The organism is Nocardia sp. NPDC127526 (genome assembly GCF_042672265.1).
Classification (GTDB): Bacteria; Actinomycetota; Actinomycetes; order Mycobacteriales; family Mycobacteriaceae; genus Nocardia.
The window spans coordinates 306,114-325,263 of the sequence record NZ_JBHXVO010000003.1 but is presented as its reverse complement, the minus strand read 5'-3'; the positions used below and the strand labels follow the sequence as shown (position 1 = coordinate 325,263).

The following is a 19,150-nucleotide window of genomic DNA, read 5'->3' as shown; positions in this document are numbered from 1 at the left end:
GTCAGGTGAGATAGACAGCGACACCTACCGCTCCGATCCAGGCGATTGCGAGGAACTGGAGGACCCGGTCCCCCAGGGCGATCTCTTCGGGTTCACCGGCTTCACCGCCGTCGACGTCCACGGCATAGCGCAGGACGGCGATGGTGAAGGGGACCATCGAGATGGCGTACATCTCGGTGTCCTTGGCCCGACCCTGTTCGAACGCCCACAGACCGTAGAACACCACCAGGGCGGTGGCGGCCACGGTCCAGACGAAGCGCAGGTAGGTCGGCGTGTAGTACTCCAGGGACTTGCGGATCTTAGCGCCGGTGTCGAGCGCGATCTTCAGCTCGGCATAGCGCTTGCCGGCCGCCATGAACAGCGAGCCGAACGCCATGATGAGCAGGAACCACTGGGACAGCGCGATACCCGTCGCCGCACCGCCGGCGACCGCGCGCAGCAGGAAGCCGGAGGAGACGATGCAGATATCGAGCACGGCCTGGTGCTTGAGGCCGAAGCAGTAGGCCAGCTGGATGCCGATGTAGACGGCCATCACCACGGCGAGATTCCAGGAGGCGATGAACGACAGCAGGATCGAGGCCGCCAGCAGCACGACCGAGAGCGCGTAGGCCAGGTTGACCGGCACGACGCCGGCGGCAATGGGCCGGTACCGCTTGGTCGGGTGCGCTCGGTCGGCGTCCACGTCGAGCGCGTCGTTGACCAGGTAGATGCCCGAGGCCGCCATGCAGAACACCACGAAGGCGATGCCCAGGTTGCCCAGCACCTGCCAGTCGCCGATGACCAGGTCACCGGCCGCGGTCTTGCCCGCGGCCAGCGGAGCGGCCAGCACCAGGACGTTCTTGACCCACTGGCGCGGGCGCATGGCCTTCACGAGGCCGCCGGCCAGCGTCTTGGGCGGTCCCTTGACGACCGCCTCGTCTAGCTCGGTGCTGGTCGGCTCTTCGCTCATGTCAACAAGCGCTCTTTCCTGTGATGCGGTCACTTGGCGAGTCTCTTTTCGGCGGCAAGCACTACGGCGGCTGATGCGGCGCCCAGCGCTGAACCGGCGAGCACGTCGGAGGGGTAGTGCACTCCGAGGACGACCCGGGAGAGCAGCATCGGCGGGACGAGCACCGCAGGCAAGGGTAGCCCGGTGAGCCTGCCCAGCAACACAGCCGCCGCCGTTGTGGAGGTGGCGTGTGAGGACGGGAAGCTCAGCTTGCTCGGCGTCGACACGTTGACCTGCACGGATGGATCGTTGGGCCGGGGGCGGCGGACGATCCGCTTGATCACCACGGAGGCGGCGTGCGCGCCGAACGCGCCGACGGCCGCACCGGCCCACTGGCGGCGGCGCGGCTTGTCGACCAGCGCGCCGACGGCGGCGATGCCGATCCAGCCGAGTGAATGCTCACCGAAGTGGGACATGCCGCGGGCGGCCTTGACCACCGCCGGGTTCTGGCCGATGGTGGCCTGCACCGCGTTGATGATCTTGACCTCGGCGGGCGCGGGGGCCGCCGGCGTATCCGGGACCACTCGCAGACCGCGATCGGAATCGGACGCCGACTGGGGTGCGCTCATTTGGTCTCATTTCCTGTGATGCCGAAAACGTTCTCCCACGCGGCCTTGCTGCTGAGGTGCGCGTGCGCGGCACGATACTGCTCACGCACCTCCGGGAACCGTTCGGCCAGTTCCTTGCGCAGGCGCATGGCCTCCTTGAACAGCTCCGCGGCCTTGCGGGGATCGCGCTTACGGTAGACGACGCCGCGGCCGTCGGCAGTCGTTACGGTCACGCCGTCGACCTGCGAGAGCAGGAACCAGCGCGCGTCCAGGGTGGGCACGTTCAGCTGCGGGGTGTCGTGATGCTGCGGCTTGGCCTTGCGGAAGTTGTGCAGCACGCCCTTGCCGAGGCGGGCGATCTTGGCAATGGGATTGCCGGGCTCGCCGACCGCGCCCACGTCGGCGCGGGAGGCCATGGGCAGTTCGGTGGAGGACGGCACGATGACCGCGTCCGGGTACTCCTTGCGCATGGCGTGCACCTTGCCGAGCGCGGTGGGGAGCAGTTCGAACAGCTTGTCCGGGCCGGCGAGATAGTCGCGGATGGCCTGATTCTGGATGGCCACCGTGGAGTACTCGAGACACAGCAGGTGCTTCAGCGTGGCCTTGACGGTGTTGATGACCATCGGCCGGCCGTCGTTCGGAAGATGCAGCGAGGCAACGACCAGGCGGTTGCGGAGATGGAAGTACGCCTGCCAGTCGATGGCGTCGTCCTTGTCGCTCCACGCCATGTGCCACACCGCCGCACCCGGCAGCGTGACGGTCGGATAGCCGTGTTCGCGTGCGCGCAAACCGTATTCGACGTCGTCCCACTTGAGGAACAGCGGCAGCGGCTGCCCGATCTCCTCGGCGACCTGGCGCGGGATCACGCAGGTCCACCAGCCGTTGAAATCGACATCGATGCGGCGGTGCAGCAGCTTCGAATTGTCGCGGTCGCGCAGCGGGTACTTCGAGAAATCGTGGTCGTATTCGACATTGGGAGCCGCGGTCCACATGAAGATGCCGCGATCCACGACCTCGCCCATGGTGTGCAGGTGCGAGCGCTCCTGCAGGTTGAGCATCTGGCCGCCGGTCAGGATGGGCGACTTGGCGAATCGAGAGAAGGCCAGCGCGCGCAGGATGCAGTCGGGCTCGATCTCGATGTCGTCGTCCATGTAGACGATGTACTCGGCGTCGGTGGTCTTGAGCGCCTCGTACATGACGCGGCTGTAGCCGCCGGAGCCGCCGAGGTTGGGCTGGTTGTGGATTGCGAGGCGGTCGCCCAGCGGCGCGGCCGCCTCGGCGAATCCGGGCTCGTCCACGACCTTGCGATTGCCCTGGTCGGGGATGATGACGGCCTTGATCTTGTTCAGCACCAGCGGGTCGGAGCCCAGGGCCGCAATGGTCTTCACCGCATCGGTCGGCCGGTTGAAGGTCGGCATGCCGACGGCGATGCTGCCCTCACCCGGCGCCTCGATCGGCGCGTACCAGCCGCCGCTGCGCATTTCGACGTGGCTGTCGGTGGTGATGTCGAACCAGATCCAGCCGCCGTCCTCGAACGGGCCCAGATCCACTTCGAATTCCACGAAGGCGGCGGCCGCGGCGCCGTCGCCGGGCGTGCTGAACTCGTCGCCCTGCACGTGGATGCGGGAGCCGTCGGCCTTGGACCGGTACACGTCCACCCGGCCGTGGCCGGACAGTTCCAGCCGCAGCACCACGGACTTCAGCACGCTCCAGCGCCGCCAGTAGCTGGCCGGGACGGCGTTGAAATAGGTGCAGAACGACACCTCGGATTCCGCGCCGATGGCCAGCGCGGTGCGCGTGATGGCATGCGCGCGACGGGCATTGGTCTCGGATTCCTCGAGGTACAGCTTGCGCACATCGAGGGGTTCGCCCGGCCGCGGCAGGATGATGCGCTGCAGCAGGGACTTGGCGCGGGTCTCGGTGGTCATCTCTTCCAGCGTCGCTTGGGCGGTCATTCGGCGGTGTCCACCAGGGGAGCGCCGGATTCCAGGTGCGGCCGCAGCACATTGTCGAACATGCTCAGCGCGGCGCCGATGGCCATGTGCATGTCCAGATACTGGTAGGTGCCCAGGCGGCCGCCGAAGAGCACCTTGTTGTCCGCGGTCTCGGCCTTGGCGCGCTCGCGGTAGGCGACCAGTTTGGCGCGGTCGTCGGGGGTGTTGATCGGGTAGTACGGTTCGTCGCCGGTCTGGGCGAAGCGCGAGAACTCGCGCATGATGACCGTCTTGTCGGTCGGGTAGTCGCGCTCGGGGTGGAAGTGGCGCGGCTCGATGATGCGGGTGAACGGCACGTCCGCATCGTTGTAGTTCATGACCGGAATGCCCTGGAAGTCACCGGTTTCGAGCACCTCGGTCTCGAAATCGATGGTGCGCCAGCCGAGTTCGCCCTCCGCGTAGTCGAAGTAGTGGTCCAGCGGACCGGTGTAGACGACGGGGGCGTCCGGGTTCTGGGCGCGGACCTCGTCGCGTACGTCGAACCAGTCGGTATCGAGGCGCACCTCGATATTCGGGCTCTCCGCCATCTTGGACAGCCACGCGGTGTAGCCGTCCTTGGGCAGACCCTCGTAGGTGTCGTTGAAGTAGCGGTTGTCGAAGGTGTAGCGGACCGGCAGCCGGGTGATGATGCCGGCCGGCAGCTCCTTGGGATCGGTCTGCCACTGCTTGGCCGTGTAATCGCGGATGAACGCCTCGTAGAGCGGGCGGCCGATCAGCGAGATGCCCTTCTCCTCGAGGTTGGTCACGTCCTTGCTGTCGATCTCCGCCGACTGCTCGGCGATGAGCGCACGCGCCTCGTCGGGGGTGTAGTAGCGGCCGAAGAATTGCGAGATCATGCCCAGCCCCATGGGCAGCGGGTACGCCTGGCCCTTGTGCAGGCCGAAGACCCGGTGCTGGTAGTTGGTGAACTCGGTGAACTGGTTCACGTAATCCCACACCCGCTTGTTGGAGGTGTGGAAGAGGTGGGCGCCGTACTTGTGGATTTCGATGCCCGTTTCCGGGTCCGCCTCCGAGTACGCGTTGCCGCCCAGGTGATAGCGGCGTTCGACCACCAATACCCGCTTTCCGAGCAGGTTGGCGGTGCGTTCTGCGACGGTCAGCCCGAAGAAACCGGAGCCGACGACAATGAGATCGAAGGGCGATGCGGCGGTCACGGGAGCCCAGCGTATCGGAAGGTGATGAGAGCGCGCGTGGGCTCCGGTGGGGAGGGTTTGCGGAGGTGGTCCGGGCCGTCCCGGTGGGTGGGAGAAATCGTCGAGGTTTTGCGCAATGTTCACCGAATCCCGGACAAGCGCGTCACGCGGACTGTATTACATACCGAACCAAGCTGAACGTCCGTCCAGTTTGTTGCCGTGTGCTAACTACGCGGCCGTGCCCCCGCTAGACCCGGAAGACCATCACCCATGCGGTTCCCCCGTCTCGCGCCCCTCGTGGGCGCGCTCACGCTGTCCGCCGTCCTCGGCACCGCAGCTCTGATCCCCGCCGCGGCTCCCGCCCGAGCCGCCGAGGACACCCTCGCCGCCGCACCCGTCGCCGACGGTGACGGAGTCTGCGGCAAGGGCTCGGCAACCTTCGACGACATCATTACGAATGCGGCGACCGCGATTCGCACCGTGGTGCCCGCGCATCAGCAGGCCGATTACGACCGGCGGGTGGACGACTTCCGGTACTCCATCGCGAATATCCGCGTGCACCGCTCCACGCTGCCCATCGACTCGGCCGAATTCGGCGGGCGGCTGGAATTCCTGGACGATCCGATCGTCACCCATCTGGTGAACAATCTGGACGCCATTCGCACCGGGCGGATCAACAAGGTCATCCCGATCACCCACCTCACGGTGAACGATGTGATCGAGACCTTCATCCTGGCCACCCGCATCGTGAAGATCCCGGCGCAGCTGGGCGCCAGCCTGGTGCCGACCGTCGGCTTCGTGCTCAAGCCGATCGTGGGCGCCATCTTCAATGGCGTGAAATCCCTGGCGCGGGCCGTGCAGGATCAGCTCGCGCTGGGCTGCAACACCTCCGGCGCGTACCAGAAGCTCCGGCTGGAGCTGCCCGATGAGCAGGTCGCAGTTCCGCAGCCGCTGATCGATCTCGCCAATCAGCTCACCCTCGCCGACGGGGCCTGCACGCCGCTGGCCGAGCTGAAGACCTCCGATCTGGTGGAGCGGACCCGTTCCTTCCTCACCACCACCGCCGGACTGCCGGTAGACCCGGCGGCGGTCAATGCCAATGCCGTTGCCCTCCAGGGCTTTCTGGAGCACAACCGGGTCGCCGAGATCGTGACCCTGCGCCGCACCGAGCAGCTCGGTCCGCTGGTGAACGCCATGGACTACGGGCCGATGACCTTCCTCGCCAATCTGGGCTTCGACATCTACGAGGGCAAGGTGTTCAATACCGTGGCGCTCGCCGATGTGACCGTCGAGAATGCCTTCGATCTGGTGACTCTGGCGCTGGACACCACCAGTCTGCTGATGACACTGGGCAATATGATCGCCGGCTGGACCGGTGTGGCCTCGACGATCCTCACGCCGCTGTCGGTCGCGCAGACCCTGGCGTTCGCGCCGACCACTTATGGTGCGCCGATCCTCAAGGGCGTCATGCAGTCCATGTGTGCCGCTTAGACAACTCTCGTAACTCTCAGGGGTTCCCCCTGAAACCCCTTCTCTCAGGGGCGAATGCAAAACGGCCCGAGCGAGTGTTTCTCGCTCGGGCCGTTCTCTATGCGATCCACCGGCCTCAGAGGTTGGCCTCCGCGTAGACCTTCATCGCATCGCGGACGTAGGCCGCGGTGCCCTCGCCGCCGGGGCCGTCGTAGTTGGCCGCGAAACGCGGGTCCGCGACGTACATTTCGCCGAGTCCGAGGAAGTGCTGCTTGACCGGGGGCTTGCCCTGGTAGCTCACGCCCAGCCAGTCGTAGTGCCGCTGCACGATGGCCTGCACCTCGTCGCTGTCGACCGGGACTCCGGCGCGGTGTGCGCGGCCGTAGTCGTCGGCGATATCGACGTGGGTCTGCATGAACGCCTTCTTCTCGGCGTCGCTCAGCCCCCGCCACCAGCGGTCACCCGATTCGTAGGCGTCCTTGCCCCACTTCTCGATGACCTCGTCCTTGTACTGCGTGTGATCGAATCCGTCGAACACTTCGTTCGCCATGAGTGGCTCACCTGCTTCCGTTTTGCGCAATGTGGTGTGCACCGAGGCGATTTGGCGCGCGATCCGGTCCTGCTCCTGTTTCAGCAGTTCCAGATGCGTGCGCAAGGCGGCGGCGGTGTCCTGTTCGCCCTCGAGAACCTCGGCAATGGTCGGCAGACCGAGTCCGAGTTCGCGCAGCAACAGGATCCGCTGTAATCGCACGAGGGATTCCTGGCCGTAATAGCGGTAGCCGTTGGAACCGATCCGGGTGGGCGGCAGCAGGCCGAGCTGACCGTAGTGCCGCAGGGTGCGGCTGGTGGTGCCGGCGGCCTTGGCCAGATCCTGGATGGACCATTCGGTTGCCACTGTTCGTCCTTTCTTCCTTTCGTTCGCCTCGACCAACTCAGGATGCAAGTTGACGTAGCGTCAAGGTCAAGACTTATTCAGTATGCGCCTTCCCGAGGCGGTCCGGGGATAGCGCATCGGTCGCCGAATCAGTCACCGACCGGCAGGTACTTGCGCCTCCGGTGAGCGTCGTGACAAGATCCGCGAGCGCGCTGGAAAGCTCATTTTTCAATCGCGTTCGTCGATTCGTTCAGCCGGGGGACGCACACGCGCGTCCCGGGGATGGGAAAAAGCAAATGTTGTCTGCGGGCCGCGCCCGAGTCCTGCGCTGGGCGGCCATCGCCGCGACCGCGCTCAGCTCCGCTCTGCTGATGCCCGCGAGCGCCCAGGCCGCGCCGCCGGTCACGCTCGGCGGCGGCTCCGGCATCTATGTCGAACAGCTCGACGACGAGGGCATGGTGGCCGAGTGCACGCTCACCGCCATCGGCTACGACAACGAGAACCGGCTCGTCGGCCTGACCGCCGGCCACTGCGGTGAGATCGGCGCGCGCATCGCCGCCGAATACACCCCCAGCGGCGGCATCGGCGTCATCGCCAACAAGTACGACGGAAACGACTGGGCCGTTATCCATTTCGACGCCGAGCGGGTCATCCCGACCCGGCAGGTCGCGCAGTCGGTCATCAACGGCGTCGGCGGCGCCCCCAAGCTCGGCGATATGGCCTGCAAGAACGGCCGCACCACCGGCTACACCTGCGGCGTGGTCTGGGACGTGAACCCGGCCTGGTTCCGCAGCCAGGTCTGCGCCGACCACGGCGACTCCGGCGCGCCGGTGCTGCTCGGCGACCGCCTGGTCGGCATGATCGTGGCCGGCACCAGCATCGACGTCGGCCCGGTGAGCGTCGAACTGCCGTCCTGCAAGGGCGCGGGCGATCTCATCTACCAGCCGGACCTGTCCACCACCATGGATATGGTGCTCGCCGACATCAACCGCAAGGGCGGCGTGGGCGCGGGCTTCCGGGTCTTCTGAGCCCCGGCCGAAATACGCTGAGAGGGCGGCACTCCCGGTTCGGGGTGCCGCCCTCTTCGCATTTCCGCAGGGCAGACCCGCTTCCGAGTGCTCGCCAGGGCTCGAAAGGTATTGTCCTGTTCGCTTCGTGCTCGAGTATTTTCGAATACTCGGGGCGCACACGCGATAGGGGAACACCGTGGACGGAACACCGTTCGGCCGGTACCGGCTGCTCGGACTGCTCGGTGAGGGCGGCATGGGGCGGGTGTACCGCGCCTACGACACCGAGACGGATCGGGTCGTCGCGCTGAAGGTGCTGCCCGAGGACTTCGCCCACGACCAGGGATACCGGGAACGATTCCGCCGGGAAGCGCAGGCGGCGGCGCGGCTGAGCGAACCGCACATCATTCCCATTCACGGGTACGGGGAGATCGACGGCCAGCTGTTCCTGGACATGCGGCTGGTCGAGGGGACCGATCTGGCGGCGGTACTGGTGCACGGCGGGCCACTGCCCCCGGCGCGGGCGGTCGGGATCCTCGAACAGGTCGCGGCGGCCCTGGACGCGGCACATCGGCAAGGGCTGGTGCACCGGGATGTGAAACCGTCCAACATCCTCATCGCACCAGGCGATTTCGCCTATCTCATCGACTTCGGCATCGCCCGCGGCGACGCCGACACCAGCCTGACCACGGTCGGCGCCGCCATCGGCACCTTCGCCTACATGGCCCCGGAACGACTCGCACACGAACGCTACGACTCGCGGGCGGATGTGTATTCCCTGGCCTGCGTCCTGCACGAATGCCTCACGGGCGCAAAGCCGTTCCCCGTCGACAGTCTCGGCCGGCAGATCGCGGCCCACCTCACGCTGCCGCCGCCGCGGCCGTCGGAGGCGGCGAATGTGCCCGGTGCGTTCGATGCGGTCATCGCACAGGGGATGGCGAAGGATCCGGATGAGCGCTTCCCGGCCGCCGGGGTGCTGGCGGCCGCGGCACGAGCCGCGCTGGATCGGGAGAACGGCGGTGCGCCAACGCCTTTCCGGACGGCTCCGACCCAGATCAACCCGCTGCCCGGGGTGCCGGGGCAGGCCGGGTGGGCGGCGGGTGCTACGACCCGCAGCTCTACGCTGCCCGACGCGCCGACGGCACACGCGGCTTCCACCGCGCCGGGGCTGTCACCACACACATATCCCGCCACACCGCCCCACGACGCGAGTCCGCCGGGCTTGCCCGAGTCGCCGGGCTCGCCGAAGTCGCAGACGGTCCCGCGACGCGGAATCATCTTGGCGGCAGCACTTGTGGTGTTGCTGATCGCGGGTGTGGTTCTGGCGGTGCGGTTCACCGGTGACGACAGCCCGCCCGCCGGGCAGGGAACGACTTCGGCGGCAACCGGTCCGACGACGGCCGGCAGCACGTCGATCGTCACGACGGCACCGACCACCGTCTCGACGACCCAGGTCACCACGCAGCCCACCACGGCGGCCGCCGCGGCGACGCAGATGGCGAACTTCCTGCGTTCGCACTACTCCTCATTGCTCGGGAACACCGGCGCCGCGTGGGCCCGGTTGACCACGAGCTATCAGAACCGCATCGGCGGATTCGCCGGCTACGAGTCGTTCTGGAAGACCGTCGCCACTGTCGTTACCTCGGAAGTGACGGCGAATCCGGCGGACAATACGGTCACTTATCAGCTGCATCTGGTCTATGGGGACGGCAAAGTCGCCGTCGAGAAGCGTGTGGCCACGCTGGTCCCGAACGGCGACAGCTATCTGATCGACAGCGCCGAGCTGGTGTCCTAGTACCCGACGGTGAATCGGACGCGGTGGTGCTTGGGCTGCTCGGCCTCGTCGAGCAGGGCGACGGCGAGGTCCTCCATCGAAATCGCGGAGTTCCCTTCGTCATCGGCGATCAGCTCGTCCGCGCCGAGGCGGTAGGTTCCGGTGCGCTCGCCGGGCTCGAGCAGAGCGGCCGGGCTCAGATAGGCCCAGTTCACCGCGCCGCCGCCGGGCTGTTGCGCTGCCCGCTGGAACACCGCCAGCTGGTCGCCGCAGGCATTGGCGATCGGCTTCAGAAAGTCGGGGAAGTCCGGCTGTTCGACCACGGTCTTGCCGGTGCCCGCCACGGTGAGGCTGCCCGCGCCACCGACCACCAGCAGTCGAGTTTCCTGCTGCCGCAGTCCTTCCAGCAGGGCCTCGGCGACCTCCGCGAGCTCGTGTTCGCGGCCGGGCACCGGCCGGGTCGCGCTGATCACCAGGTCGGTGCCGGCGCTCGCGGCCGCCACCTGCTCGGCGTCGGACACATCGCCCGACCAGACCTCGACGCCGTCCGGCAGGTCCGTCAGCTTCGCCGCGTCGCGCGACACCGCCCGCACCCGGTGGCCGCGGCGCACCGCCTCGATCACCGTCCGGCTGCCGACTCCGCCCGAGGCTCCGAAAACCGTGATGTGCATTGGGGAACTCCTTCGTGAAATGGGTCCGGTACGCGCCGCGGGAGCGCGTACCGGCTTGTGGGAGGGCTTATTTCGGGTATTGCGAGGTGTTCAGGCGGCGGTACGGGTGGCGGCGGCCATGAGCCGGACCTCCCCGACCTCGACCACGCGCTTCGCCGGCTCGGGTGCGGGCTTCGGCGCCGCGCCGGTCTGTCCGAGCAGGGTGCCGCCGAGCGCGATGGCCATGCCGAGCATCTGCAGCGGGGTGAGGGCCTGGCCGAGCGCGATCCAGCCGATGACGGCGGCCGACAGCGGGCTCAGCAGTCCGAGGAAGGCGACCGAGGTGGCATTGGCCTTGGCCAGTCCGCGGAACCAGATCGCGTACGCCGCAGCGGTTCCGATCAGTCCGAGGTAGAGGTAGCCGCCGATGGCGGTGGCATCCAGCGCCGGCGGCGCGCCCTCGATGAGCAGGGCCAGCGGCAGCAGCATGAGTCCGCCCGCGGTGAGCTGCCAGCCGGTCAGTGCCAGCGGGCCCACGCCTTCCGGCCGTCCCCAGCGCTTGGTCAGGATGGTGCCGCCGGCCATCGAGGCCGCGCCGAGCAGGCCCGCGATCACGCCGACGGTGTCGAGTGCGGCGGAGGCCCGCAGCACCACGAGCGCCACACCGAACATTCCGATGATGCCCGCGACCAGCTTCCGCGTGGTGACCTTCTCGTTCAGCGCCACGGTGGCGAATCCGAGCGCGATCAGCGGCGCCGCGGCCCCGAGCACCCCGGCGATGCCGCCCGGCAGCCGGTAGGCCGCGAGGAACAGCAGCGGGAAGAAGGCTCCGATGTTCAGCACGCCGAGAGCACCTGCCTTCCACACCCATTCGCCGTGCGGCAGCTTCCGCGTAATGGCGAGCAGCAGCAGCCCCGCGGGCAGCGCCCGCATGAGCGCCGTGAACATGGGCCGGTCGTCGGGCAGGAACTCCGTGGTCACCGCGTAGGTGGATCCCCACACCAGCGGCGCCAGCCCGGTAACCGCCAGGGTCCCCACCAGTGCGGCCGCCCCGCCGCGCGTCATGCTGTTCATCGTTAGCTCCTCATTGATAATCTCAACGTTGAAATAACACCATCTAGATCTCTCAGTGTCAAGTATCTTGATATTGAGATTTTCAACTTCGAGAGGAGCCACCATGTCCGACGCAGTCGACGAGATCCGGGCCGCCTGGGGCCGAATCCACCCTGACCTGGACGTTTCCTACGTAGAACTGACCGGCCGCCTCACCCGCATCGCCCGCATCCTGGACCGCGAACTCGCCGACTTCTTCCGCGCCCACAACATGGAGTTCTGGGAGTTCGATGTCCTGTCCACCCTCCGCCGCAACGGCGGCGACACCGGTTTGACCGCGGGCGCTTTGAACAAGGCCCTCATGGTCACCTCCGGCGCCATCACCAACCGCATCGACCGCCTGGCCGCCAAGAACTTGGTCGAACGCGTCCCCGACCCCACCGACCGCCGCGCCATCCGAGTCCAACTCACCGACGCCGGCCGCGACCTGGTCGACACGATGCTCCCCCTGCACGCCGCCAATCAGGAACGCGTCCTGCAAGCCTTCCCCGCCACCGACCGCGCCGACCTGATCCCCCTGTTGCGCAGTCTCTCTGTGGCCCTTGGAGATACATCGATCGCCTGACCCCCAACGCAAAAAATGAGGGCGGCGCTCCCAACCACGGGAGCGCCGCCCTCATTCATTCAATTCTCACCGAGCACACCGAAAATACCTCTCGGACAATCGCGTCGACCCGCCCCGCGCACTCTCCACACACTCCCGGCACCGCGCATCCGGAAGCAACCCGACAGCATCACACCCCAAAACCCCTGCCGCCACGATCAACTCGCAGGCCGTGAATGTAGCCGGCGCGGCAAGTCGATCAACGAGAATCCTTTCATCGATCCCCATCCCCCGAGCCAGCTCCACCACCCCGATCCCCGCATCACCCATCGCCCGCGCAACCCTCCCGCCGACGCATCTGTCCACCCAGTCCACAAGACCGCCTTCCACCCCAAGCACGACGGCAACACGACCCGCACCATCGCAGGTCGTGGCACCATTCCAGCTATCATTCGAACATGTGTTCTATTATCCGAGGTATTCGGTTCGAAGATCAACGATCTCCGTCCACACAATCCGTGGGAAACCCGGCATACAGAACCCGTGAGTTGTCAATAGGAAAGAGGTGAGCCGCGTTGGCCGACAACCGATTCGGCGAATACATCCGTCGTCGCCGCGAGGATGCTCACCTCACCCGCGCCGAACTCGCCAAACGAGCCAGCGTCTCGGTCTCCCTGATCGAAAAGATCGAACTCGGCACCCGGCCGACGACCCTGCCCACCCTGCAAGTCCTGTTCGACCAGCTGGATGTGCCGCCGATGTATCGCAAATACATCCTCGGCCTGAGTCTGCCCGGGGTATTCGGTTTATCCAATACCGACCATTTGGTACCAACCGAGGATGATCTGGCCGACTTGAACAGCCTCCCGCATCCGGCGAGTCTCTATGCCCTGCCGACTTTTACGATCGTCGCCGCCAATGCCGCCCACCAACGCGTATTCCCCGGCAGCAGTCCCGGCACCAACTTCGTCGAATGGATGTTCCTGAACCCCGCCGCCCGCACGGTAATCGTCGGCTGGCGCCAGGAAGCCCAGCGCCTGCTCCACAGCGTGCGCATGCTCACTCCGAACATCGCCACCGATGTGCAGATCGCGGCAGCCGTGCGCAGATGCCAGGAAGCACCCGAGTGGGACGAACTCTGGAACAGCCCGCAACCACACCGGACCAGCGAGAACATCCACATCCTCGTCCGTTCCCCCGGCAGCCATCGGACCGAGGAACTGAGCGTGCGCATCTACTCGCCCGAATTCCCCAACCGCCCGTGGTGGATGTGCCGGCTCATTCCCCGGCCCGGATCACACCGGGTCCCACGGCACTAGCGCGCCGTGTTCGTCGACCACAACGGCTGGGCGTCTGCCGTGTAGACGACAACGTTGCCGTCATCCTGAACCGCCAGGACCGAGCCCCTGGGGTTGGTCCGGGTCGACCAGAGAACTCGGCCCGCAGCGTCATAGAGGACGAAGTTGCCGTCCTGCTGCATGATGGCCACCACGCTGCCGCGGCCGGCGGTCGCGGAAGCCCAGATGGGGGTGCCGGACTGCGTGAGCACGAGGTTGCCGTCATTCTGCAGAGTGAGCGTGAAACGGCCGTCGCACGAGGAGAGCGACTGGCCGGGGTGGAAGCCTTCGTCCACCCGCATGACCCCGCAACCGGTGGGCGACGTGATGGGGACGCGCAGGATCGGCGGCTCGGAGATACCGAGCACGGACTGAAGCTGCGCGTGCTGGAACTCCGGCTGCAGCGTGGCCGAGGTCGCCGCCTGAATCTGGAAGCCGGACGGCGCCGATTGCACACCGCTGCAACCGAATCCGGGAGCGCCGACATGTCGCGCGTGATCGATATTGCCGGTCACGGTCCAATTGGTGACGCCGTTGACGGCGTAGCCGTAGCCGATGTTCAGGCCCTGCAGCGTATTACCGGTGACGGCGGCGCCGTAGTTGGTGCCGGTCGCGCAGTTCCAGATCGCGGGGCCCATCGCAATGCCGACCTTGATGAAGTCGCTCCTGCCGTCGATCACGTTGTTCTCGACGACGGTCCCGGTGTAGTTGCCGCCCACCGGGGCGAAGTCGACCATATTGATGCCACCCAGCAACTGGCGGGAGACGGCGACGATGGTGTTGTTCTGGATCGTGGATCCGGGAGCGCCGAAAATGACGATGGCGCCGTCCGTGGCGTCGGTCACGGTATTGCCCTGGACAAGGCTCGATCCGCAGGCCAACGAGATACCGTCCGCCCAAGTTCCGTCGGCCTGGCCCGCCGGTCCGATCTGGTTGCCGACGATGGTCGCCCGCTGACACTGGGGCACGTTATCGGTGACGGCGCCTTCGAAGAAGTGCATTGCCGACCAGCTTCGGGGTTCGCGGGCGACGGTGTCCCGCACGGTCTGATCCGTGCCGGCTCCACCCATCAGGATGAGCGCCTCACCCTTCAAATGGCCGAGGGCCGGGCGGTTTCCGTCGACCTGCACATTGCGCAGCACGGCACCGGCCTGTCCGAGGCCGTTGACCGCAGTCGTCTGATCGCTACCGCTGACGAGTAGCACGGCCCGCGTCTGATCAGTCGGATAGCCTTGCGTCGACACCTCCTGGCCGGGCGCGGTGAACGTGACCGGACCGGCAAGATCGAACACGGCATTGGGGCACAGCACCGCCTTCGCGCCGCTACCGGTCAGCGCGGCATTGATGTCCGCATCCGTACCCGACGCGATACACCCCGTCGCGGCCGTCCCGATCGCGGTCATCGCCACGACCGATCCAGCGCCTACTACCACGCTGACGATCGCCGCAGCCAGCTTTCGCGACGTGAAGATGAATGGCATAACTGCCTCCAGAAAAGGGGAATTGGGAAGTAGCGCCGCCCGCTCCGATCACAAGGCGCAGACGCCGGAGGGTGCGCAGGCTCCCCAGCCCGATTTCGTACGGCTATTTGCTGATCAAACGGTGGCCTAGGTTGTGGAACGGTTTCTCGATCGTGCGGTAGGTCACGGCCGCGATCACCACCGCACCGATCACCCACGTGCCCAAGGTGAGCCAGGCCGCGGAAATGCCGGCGACGGGCGCTGTCCAGCGGGGCAGGGCGTCGAGCACGAGGGCGTGAACGAGGTAGAGCGAGTAGCTGATCCGCCCCAGGAACAGCAATGGGCGCGGGAAAGAATAGCGCCGCAACAACAGCGCCGCCGCGAACAGCAGATAGGCGGGAATGATGGTGGCGGGCTGCTTCACCCAGGTGATCCAGACACCGGTGATCGGGTCCAGGGTGGGTTCCACGAAGAGGCTGATCCCGAAAATGACACACACCGCGAACCCGAACACCGCCCACCCGCGTCGCGCGGTGAGCTCACCCGAAGTGATCCGGTAGAGCGCCGTTCCGACAAACATGGTGGCGAAATAGCCGAAGGTCAACACCGACGCCCCGGGCTGATTGAGAACCAAAGGGACGGTGATGAATACAAGCAGGATCGCGGCCAGGGCCGACCGCCGGTCACCAGCCCAGAAGGCGAACACCACAGCGACCAGGACCGTCGCGACCACCACCACCGAACGCGTCACAACACCGGCCTGCGAGCCGGTGATCATCGAGGGTGGCAGGAACGCCCCGGGAAGAATCAAAGCGACCGCGAGAACCGCCAGGGGCGCCGACCGACGGCTGAGCCCGGCAATCAGCAACAGCGACAGAAACAGATAGAACGCCAGTTCATAGGACAACGACCAAGAGGCGCCGATTACCTGAATATCCGCGCCGCCGATGAAGAACTGCACCATGGTGAGGTTCATCATGAAGTTGCGCACGGGATGCTCGAGAAAATCCGCCGGCAGGTTGTAACGCTGTACCGAGTACAGGATCATCGCTGCAATCAGACAGACCCAGTACAACGGATACAGCCGGAAAAATCGTCCCACCCAGAACGCACCCAGCGACCGCCCTCGCTCCATCGACGCAGGGATGATGAACCCACTGACGAGAAAGAAGACGAACACCCCGAACTGCCCGAGCCCGAAATGTGCTTGCGAGAAGCGGAAATACTCCGGCCAGAGCCGCTCCGCCGAGTGCTGAATCACAACCGCCAAGGCCGCCAACCCCCGAAGCGCATCGAGAAACTCGAACCGCCCGCCCCGCCCGCGCACCACTCGTTTACCCGGCGTAACCGGAACCGCTACTGCGGCATCAACACTCACGACCAGATGCTACTGAAGGTGCCGTCAGGTTCCAGCATCAACTGAGCCGGCAGACCTTCCAGATCGGGCCATCTAGGCCGTCACCACAAGCCGCTGCACAGATCCCGTCCAGTCGAGGACGGTGATGTTGCCAGCATTGTCGACACGAATATCGACCGGCCGCATCACGCTGGACTGGCGGAACGGAACCTCTGAAGTAACGCCCGCGGGACTCACCACCGCAATCGGAATCATGAATGAATCCGCACCGAAGTTGGTGACGTAGGTATTGCCTTCAGCATCCACATCCACGCCGGTGGGGCCCAGAACCCGAGAGAAGGGCACCTTCGTCTGAATACCTTGCGGATTCAAGCGAACGACACTGTATCCCGACTTGTTCGCGACAGTGATGTTCCCGGTGGGATCCACCCGGATGCCATGCGGCCCGGACAAGCCGGTGAAGGGTAGTTCGACCTGCGTCCCGTCCGGAGACAGTCGAACCACCCGGTTATTCCCTCCATCGGTGACATAGACATTGCCGACCGCATCGACGTCCACATCGTTCGGGAAGCGGTCCAGTCCTACGAACGGGAGTTCAACAACCACCCCGTCGCGCCCGAGCTTGAGGACCCGTCCACCGCCATAGTCCACCGCAAAAATGTTGCCGCCCTGATCAACCCGGATACCCGCAGGCGTCCCTTCGAAGGTCATTGGCAGCGAGCTTTGGGCGTGATCAGATGACAGCTTCTCGATCCGCCGCGCACCTTGGTTGGAGACATAGGTATTCCCCACTGAATCGACTTCGAGCCCAATCGGCCCCTGAAGATCCCCGAACGGCAAGCTAACCTGCGTGTACGCCATGATTTACCTTCCTACCTGCTCAAAAAGAGCGGCACCCCCAAGATCGGGAACACCGCCTTCATTCACCACAGATCGACAGACCTACGGCATCTATGTCGCCCGGTTTCTCCTCAGAGCAGCCGACCACCGCTCCCGCCCCAGCCGATGCCACTCCTGCCACCACCACCGCCGATGCAACCAGCAACGCCAAGATGAAGTTCGGAGCCGGTCCGCCTTCATCAGGTTGCAGTACCCGAATCGCTCTCGGCGACAAGGAATTCATTCTCGTCGAAACGAAATACCCATGCCTGCACCGATACCCTTGCCGCAGACACCGTTATCGAGCCCTCCATCAGCCGCGACCGGTAGCACCAGACAAAGGGTTTGACGTCGGCGTTCCAGGCGCTGATCCAGGCTTAGAGGTCGATCATGAGTTCGGTGATGCGAGGCCGTTCACCCCAGCGTCACCAAATCTGTTGATGTCAGATAGCTCTCGCCGGCGCGTCACCGCTCCCGATACGTAGGAAAACACATGGCCAAAGCCGCGTCGAAAGCTGAGGCTCGCTCCAACGAATCCAGGACGTTGAACTTGCCGCGCTGTATGTACCAGTCCATCAGTGAGTGAGCGTCGTCCATCCGACCGTTCACAACACATAGGGTGGCGATCCCCCGCAAACGTCGCGGACTGATGTTGTCGATGGTCCCGGCGTTAGGAGTCTTGGCGAGCTCGACAAGCTTCTCGATCGAATCCCGCCCGGCGAACCACTCAGCCGCCGGCCCGGAGACAAAGTCCATGAACCATTCGACAGCGCTGTCGACCCGATCCGGCTCAGGCATGAGACGGCAGCGCCGCGAGTACTTCACCGACCGCATCGGACCTAATCGACACGTGCCCCGCGACACCGATACCGCCATGCCGATGCTTCTCGAATCCCAGTGTGATCGCAGGAGTCAAGTTCGGAATTGCGCCTTCCAGAGCGGTAAACCACACACCCCAATCAGGATCCAACGGCAGCGACCGTGCGAAACCGTTCCGCTCTAATGACTCAGATACACCTGCTTCGACCAACTCGACGAGTTGTCCGTCTCGGCCTGCACTCAACTCCACTGCTAGACACTACATGCGTGACAACAAAGTGGGCTCTGACAGCCACGAATCGACCTCATTCTTCGGAGCGAACCCGCACCCTAAACCGGAAGATGCTCACTAGCTCGCCACCGATCGGGTGGCGAGCTAGTAGGCGAATCACTCCATGGCGTATGTTGCGCGAGGCCATGAGATCCGAGTCCAGATCAGGCCATAAGCTCTCGGGCATCCCTGTATCCGGGGAACCGCTGACGCAGAGCGATATCGAACGCTGTCGCCCGCTCGAAGGAATCGAAATCACTGAATCGCCCAGCCTGGAGATACCAACCCATCAAACCTGCCGCATCAGCCAAGCGACCGTTCAGCGCACACAAGATCACGGTCGCGCGCAGTCGCTCGGCATCTGGATTTGCTTGGTCTACAGACTTCGGCGTGGGGTACTTGGCAAGTCCGACAAGCTTGGCCAGGCTGTCACGCTGCGAAAACCACTCACCTACCGGACCCCGGACACACTGCATCACCCACTCGGCCGCGCTGGCAACGCTCGCCTCGTCATCGAGATCGAACACTCCGTACCAGCCCGCCTTGATGTAATTGTTGAAGGCCGTCATCTCGACAAGACTGAGATCGTAGTCAGTGTCCGACCATTCCTTCGACCGGGCAGCTAGGGGGAAGCTACGGGTCACTTCAGCAACCTCAACCGACATTAGATGGGCGTATGCCGCCATTCCCATCCTGCCCTTGAGAGTCTCCACCAGACACTCCACAGCCATGGTCAAGCGGGGGACCGCTGGCACTTGCCCAACGAACCACAGGCTGTCGCCCTGGCTCAGATCGGCCGAGAGCAGCAAGCCTCGCTCAGCCAGTTTCGACGAAAGCTCCTCCCCCAACAACACCTTGTAATGACTAATCGTTCCGCTCAACTCGCCCCTGCCTTCCGTGCAGTTACACCGGTTTAGCTTACCGAATATCCG

At 65.3% G+C, this 19,150-nt stretch carries 17 protein-coding genes; 5 read left to right on the top strand and 12 right to left on the bottom strand.

Features of this window, described 5'->3' with window-relative positions; genetic code table 11:
* Position 1 precedes the first annotated feature (1 nt).
* From ACFVIV_RS07680 to glf, 4 genes are read right to left on the bottom strand one after another with little or no spacing between them, the layout of a single operon-like run.
* Positions 2-949, bottom strand: a complete 948-nt coding sequence (locus ACFVIV_RS07680; protein ID WP_379193990.1) for a decaprenyl-phosphate phosphoribosyltransferase — start codon at positions 947-949, stop codon at positions 2-4.
* A 29-nt stretch (positions 950-978) separates the two neighbouring features.
* On the bottom strand, positions 979-1,557 hold the full coding sequence (locus ACFVIV_RS07675) for a phosphatase PAP2 family protein (protein WP_379193989.1): 579 nt from the start codon (positions 1,555-1,557) through the stop codon (positions 979-981).
* Positions 1,554-3,491, bottom strand: coding sequence for a glycosyltransferase (locus ACFVIV_RS07670; RefSeq protein ID WP_379193988.1), 1,938 nt, complete (start codon positions 3,489-3,491; stop codon positions 1,554-1,556). Before ACFVIV_RS07670 ends, ACFVIV_RS07675 begins: the two co-directional genes overlap by 4 nt.
* A complete protein-coding gene (gene glf / locus ACFVIV_RS07665) occupies positions 3,488-4,684 on the bottom strand; it encodes a UDP-galactopyranose mutase (RefSeq protein WP_379193987.1) in 1,197 nt (398 codons plus the stop codon). The genes ACFVIV_RS07670 and glf overlap by 4 nt, the downstream gene beginning before the upstream one ends.
* A 249-nt stretch (positions 4,685-4,933) precedes the next feature.
* On the opposite strand from glf, the gene ACFVIV_RS07660 reads away from it, so the two are divergent.
* Positions 4,934-6,154 carry a hypothetical protein gene (locus ACFVIV_RS07660; RefSeq protein ID WP_379193986.1) on the top strand — a complete coding sequence of 407 codons (1,221 nt, stop codon included), beginning with the start codon at positions 4,934-4,936 and terminating at the stop codon, positions 6,152-6,154.
* A 115-nt stretch (positions 6,155-6,269) separates the two neighbouring features.
* On the opposite strand, the gene ACFVIV_RS07655 is transcribed toward ACFVIV_RS07660, so the two are convergent.
* Positions 6,270-7,028: a MerR family transcriptional regulator gene (locus ACFVIV_RS07655; protein ID WP_379193985.1), complete on the bottom strand. Its 759-nt coding sequence runs from the start codon at positions 7,026-7,028 to the stop codon at positions 6,270-6,272.
* Between the two features lie 275 nt (positions 7,029-7,303).
* On the opposite strand from ACFVIV_RS07655, the gene ACFVIV_RS07650 reads away from it, so the two are divergent.
* Together ACFVIV_RS07650 and ACFVIV_RS07645 are read left to right on the top strand one after the other, a co-directional pair.
* Entirely contained in the window at positions 7,304-8,035 is a 732-nt protein-coding gene (locus ACFVIV_RS07650; RefSeq protein WP_379193984.1) for a S1 family peptidase, read from the top strand.
* 178 nt (positions 8,036-8,213) lie between these two features.
* On the top strand, positions 8,214-9,809 hold the full coding sequence (locus ACFVIV_RS07645; protein ID WP_379193983.1) for a protein kinase: 1,596 nt from the start codon (positions 8,214-8,216) through the stop codon (positions 9,807-9,809).
* Here the strand turns inward: ACFVIV_RS07645 and ACFVIV_RS07640 are convergent.
* Together ACFVIV_RS07640 and ACFVIV_RS07635 are read right to left on the bottom strand one after the other, a co-directional pair.
* On the bottom strand, positions 9,806-10,459 hold the full coding sequence (locus tag ACFVIV_RS07640) for an NAD(P)-dependent oxidoreductase (RefSeq protein WP_379193982.1): 654 nt from the start codon (positions 10,457-10,459) through the stop codon (positions 9,806-9,808). The two genes, ACFVIV_RS07645 and ACFVIV_RS07640, sit on opposite strands and share 4 nt — an antisense overlap.
* 90 nt (positions 10,460-10,549) lie before the next feature.
* Complete coding sequence (locus ACFVIV_RS07635; protein WP_379193981.1) at positions 10,550-11,512, bottom strand: EamA family transporter; 963 nt, start codon at positions 11,510-11,512, stop codon at positions 10,550-10,552.
* A 103-nt stretch (positions 11,513-11,615) separates the two neighbouring features.
* Between ACFVIV_RS07635 and ACFVIV_RS07630 the strand changes: the two genes are divergently transcribed.
* A complete protein-coding gene (locus ACFVIV_RS07630; RefSeq protein ID WP_379193980.1) occupies positions 11,616-12,116 on the top strand; it encodes a MarR family winged helix-turn-helix transcriptional regulator in 501 nt (166 codons plus the stop codon).
* A 554-nt stretch (positions 12,117-12,670) separates the two neighbouring features.
* A complete protein-coding gene (locus tag ACFVIV_RS07625) occupies positions 12,671-13,414 on the top strand; it encodes a helix-turn-helix domain-containing protein (RefSeq protein ID WP_379193979.1) in 744 nt (247 codons plus the stop codon).
* Here the strand turns inward: ACFVIV_RS07625 and ACFVIV_RS07620 are convergent.
* From ACFVIV_RS07620 to ACFVIV_RS07600, 5 genes are all read right to left on the bottom strand, one after another.
* Positions 13,411-14,913, bottom strand: coding sequence for a hypothetical protein (locus tag ACFVIV_RS07620; RefSeq protein ID WP_379193978.1), 1,503 nt, complete (start codon positions 14,911-14,913; stop codon positions 13,411-13,413). The genes ACFVIV_RS07625 and ACFVIV_RS07620 overlap by 4 nt on opposite strands.
* Before the next feature lie 103 nt (positions 14,914-15,016).
* A complete protein-coding gene (locus ACFVIV_RS07615; protein WP_379193977.1) occupies positions 15,017-16,270 on the bottom strand; it encodes an acyltransferase family protein in 1,254 nt (417 codons plus the stop codon).
* Positions 16,271-16,342: 72 nt separating this feature from the next.
* Positions 16,343-17,110 carry a hypothetical protein gene (locus tag ACFVIV_RS07610; RefSeq protein ID WP_379193976.1) on the bottom strand — a complete coding sequence of 256 codons (768 nt, stop codon included), beginning with the start codon at positions 17,108-17,110 and terminating at the stop codon, positions 16,343-16,345.
* Positions 17,111-17,593: 483 nt separating this feature from the next.
* Positions 17,594-17,953, bottom strand: coding sequence for a hypothetical protein (locus ACFVIV_RS07605; RefSeq protein WP_379193975.1), 360 nt, complete (start codon positions 17,951-17,953; stop codon positions 17,594-17,596).
* 429 nt (positions 17,954-18,382) lie between these two features.
* Positions 18,383-19,099 (bottom strand): hypothetical protein, encoded by a 717-nt coding sequence (locus ACFVIV_RS07600; protein WP_379193974.1) that lies wholly within the window; start codon positions 19,097-19,099, stop codon positions 18,383-18,385.
* Positions 19,100-19,150 lie beyond the last annotated feature (51 nt).

Coding starts and splice junctions, on each gene's coding strand:
- ACFVIV_RS07680 (WP_379193990.1), bottom strand. CDS start 949: ATGAGCGAAGAGCCGACCAGCACCGAGCTAGACGAGGCGGTCGTCAAG.
- ACFVIV_RS07675 (WP_379193989.1), bottom strand. CDS start 1,557: ATGAGCGCACCCCAGTCGGCGTCCGATTCCGATCGCGGTCTGCGAGTG.
- ACFVIV_RS07670 (WP_379193988.1), bottom strand. CDS start 3,491: ATGACCGCCCAAGCGACGCTGGAAGAGATGACCACCGAGACCCGCGCC.
- ACFVIV_RS07660 (WP_379193986.1), top strand. CDS start 4,934: ATGCGGTTCCCCCGTCTCGCGCCCCTCGTGGGCGCGCTCACGCTGTCC.
- ACFVIV_RS07650 (WP_379193984.1), top strand. CDS start 7,304: ATGTTGTCTGCGGGCCGCGCCCGAGTCCTGCGCTGGGCGGCCATCGCC.
- ACFVIV_RS07640 (WP_379193982.1), bottom strand. CDS start 10,459: ATGCACATCACGGTTTTCGGAGCCTCGGGCGGAGTCGGCAGCCGGACG.
- ACFVIV_RS07635 (WP_379193981.1), bottom strand. CDS start 11,512: ATGAACAGCATGACGCGCGGCGGGGCGGCCGCACTGGTGGGGACCCTG.
- ACFVIV_RS07630 (WP_379193980.1), top strand. CDS start 11,616: ATGTCCGACGCAGTCGACGAGATCCGGGCCGCCTGGGGCCGAATCCAC.
- ACFVIV_RS07620 (WP_379193978.1), bottom strand. CDS start 14,913: ATGCCATTCATCTTCACGTCGCGAAAGCTGGCTGCGGCGATCGTCAGC.
- ACFVIV_RS07610 (WP_379193976.1), bottom strand. CDS start 17,110: ATGGCGTACACGCAGGTTAGCTTGCCGTTCGGGGATCTTCAGGGGCCG.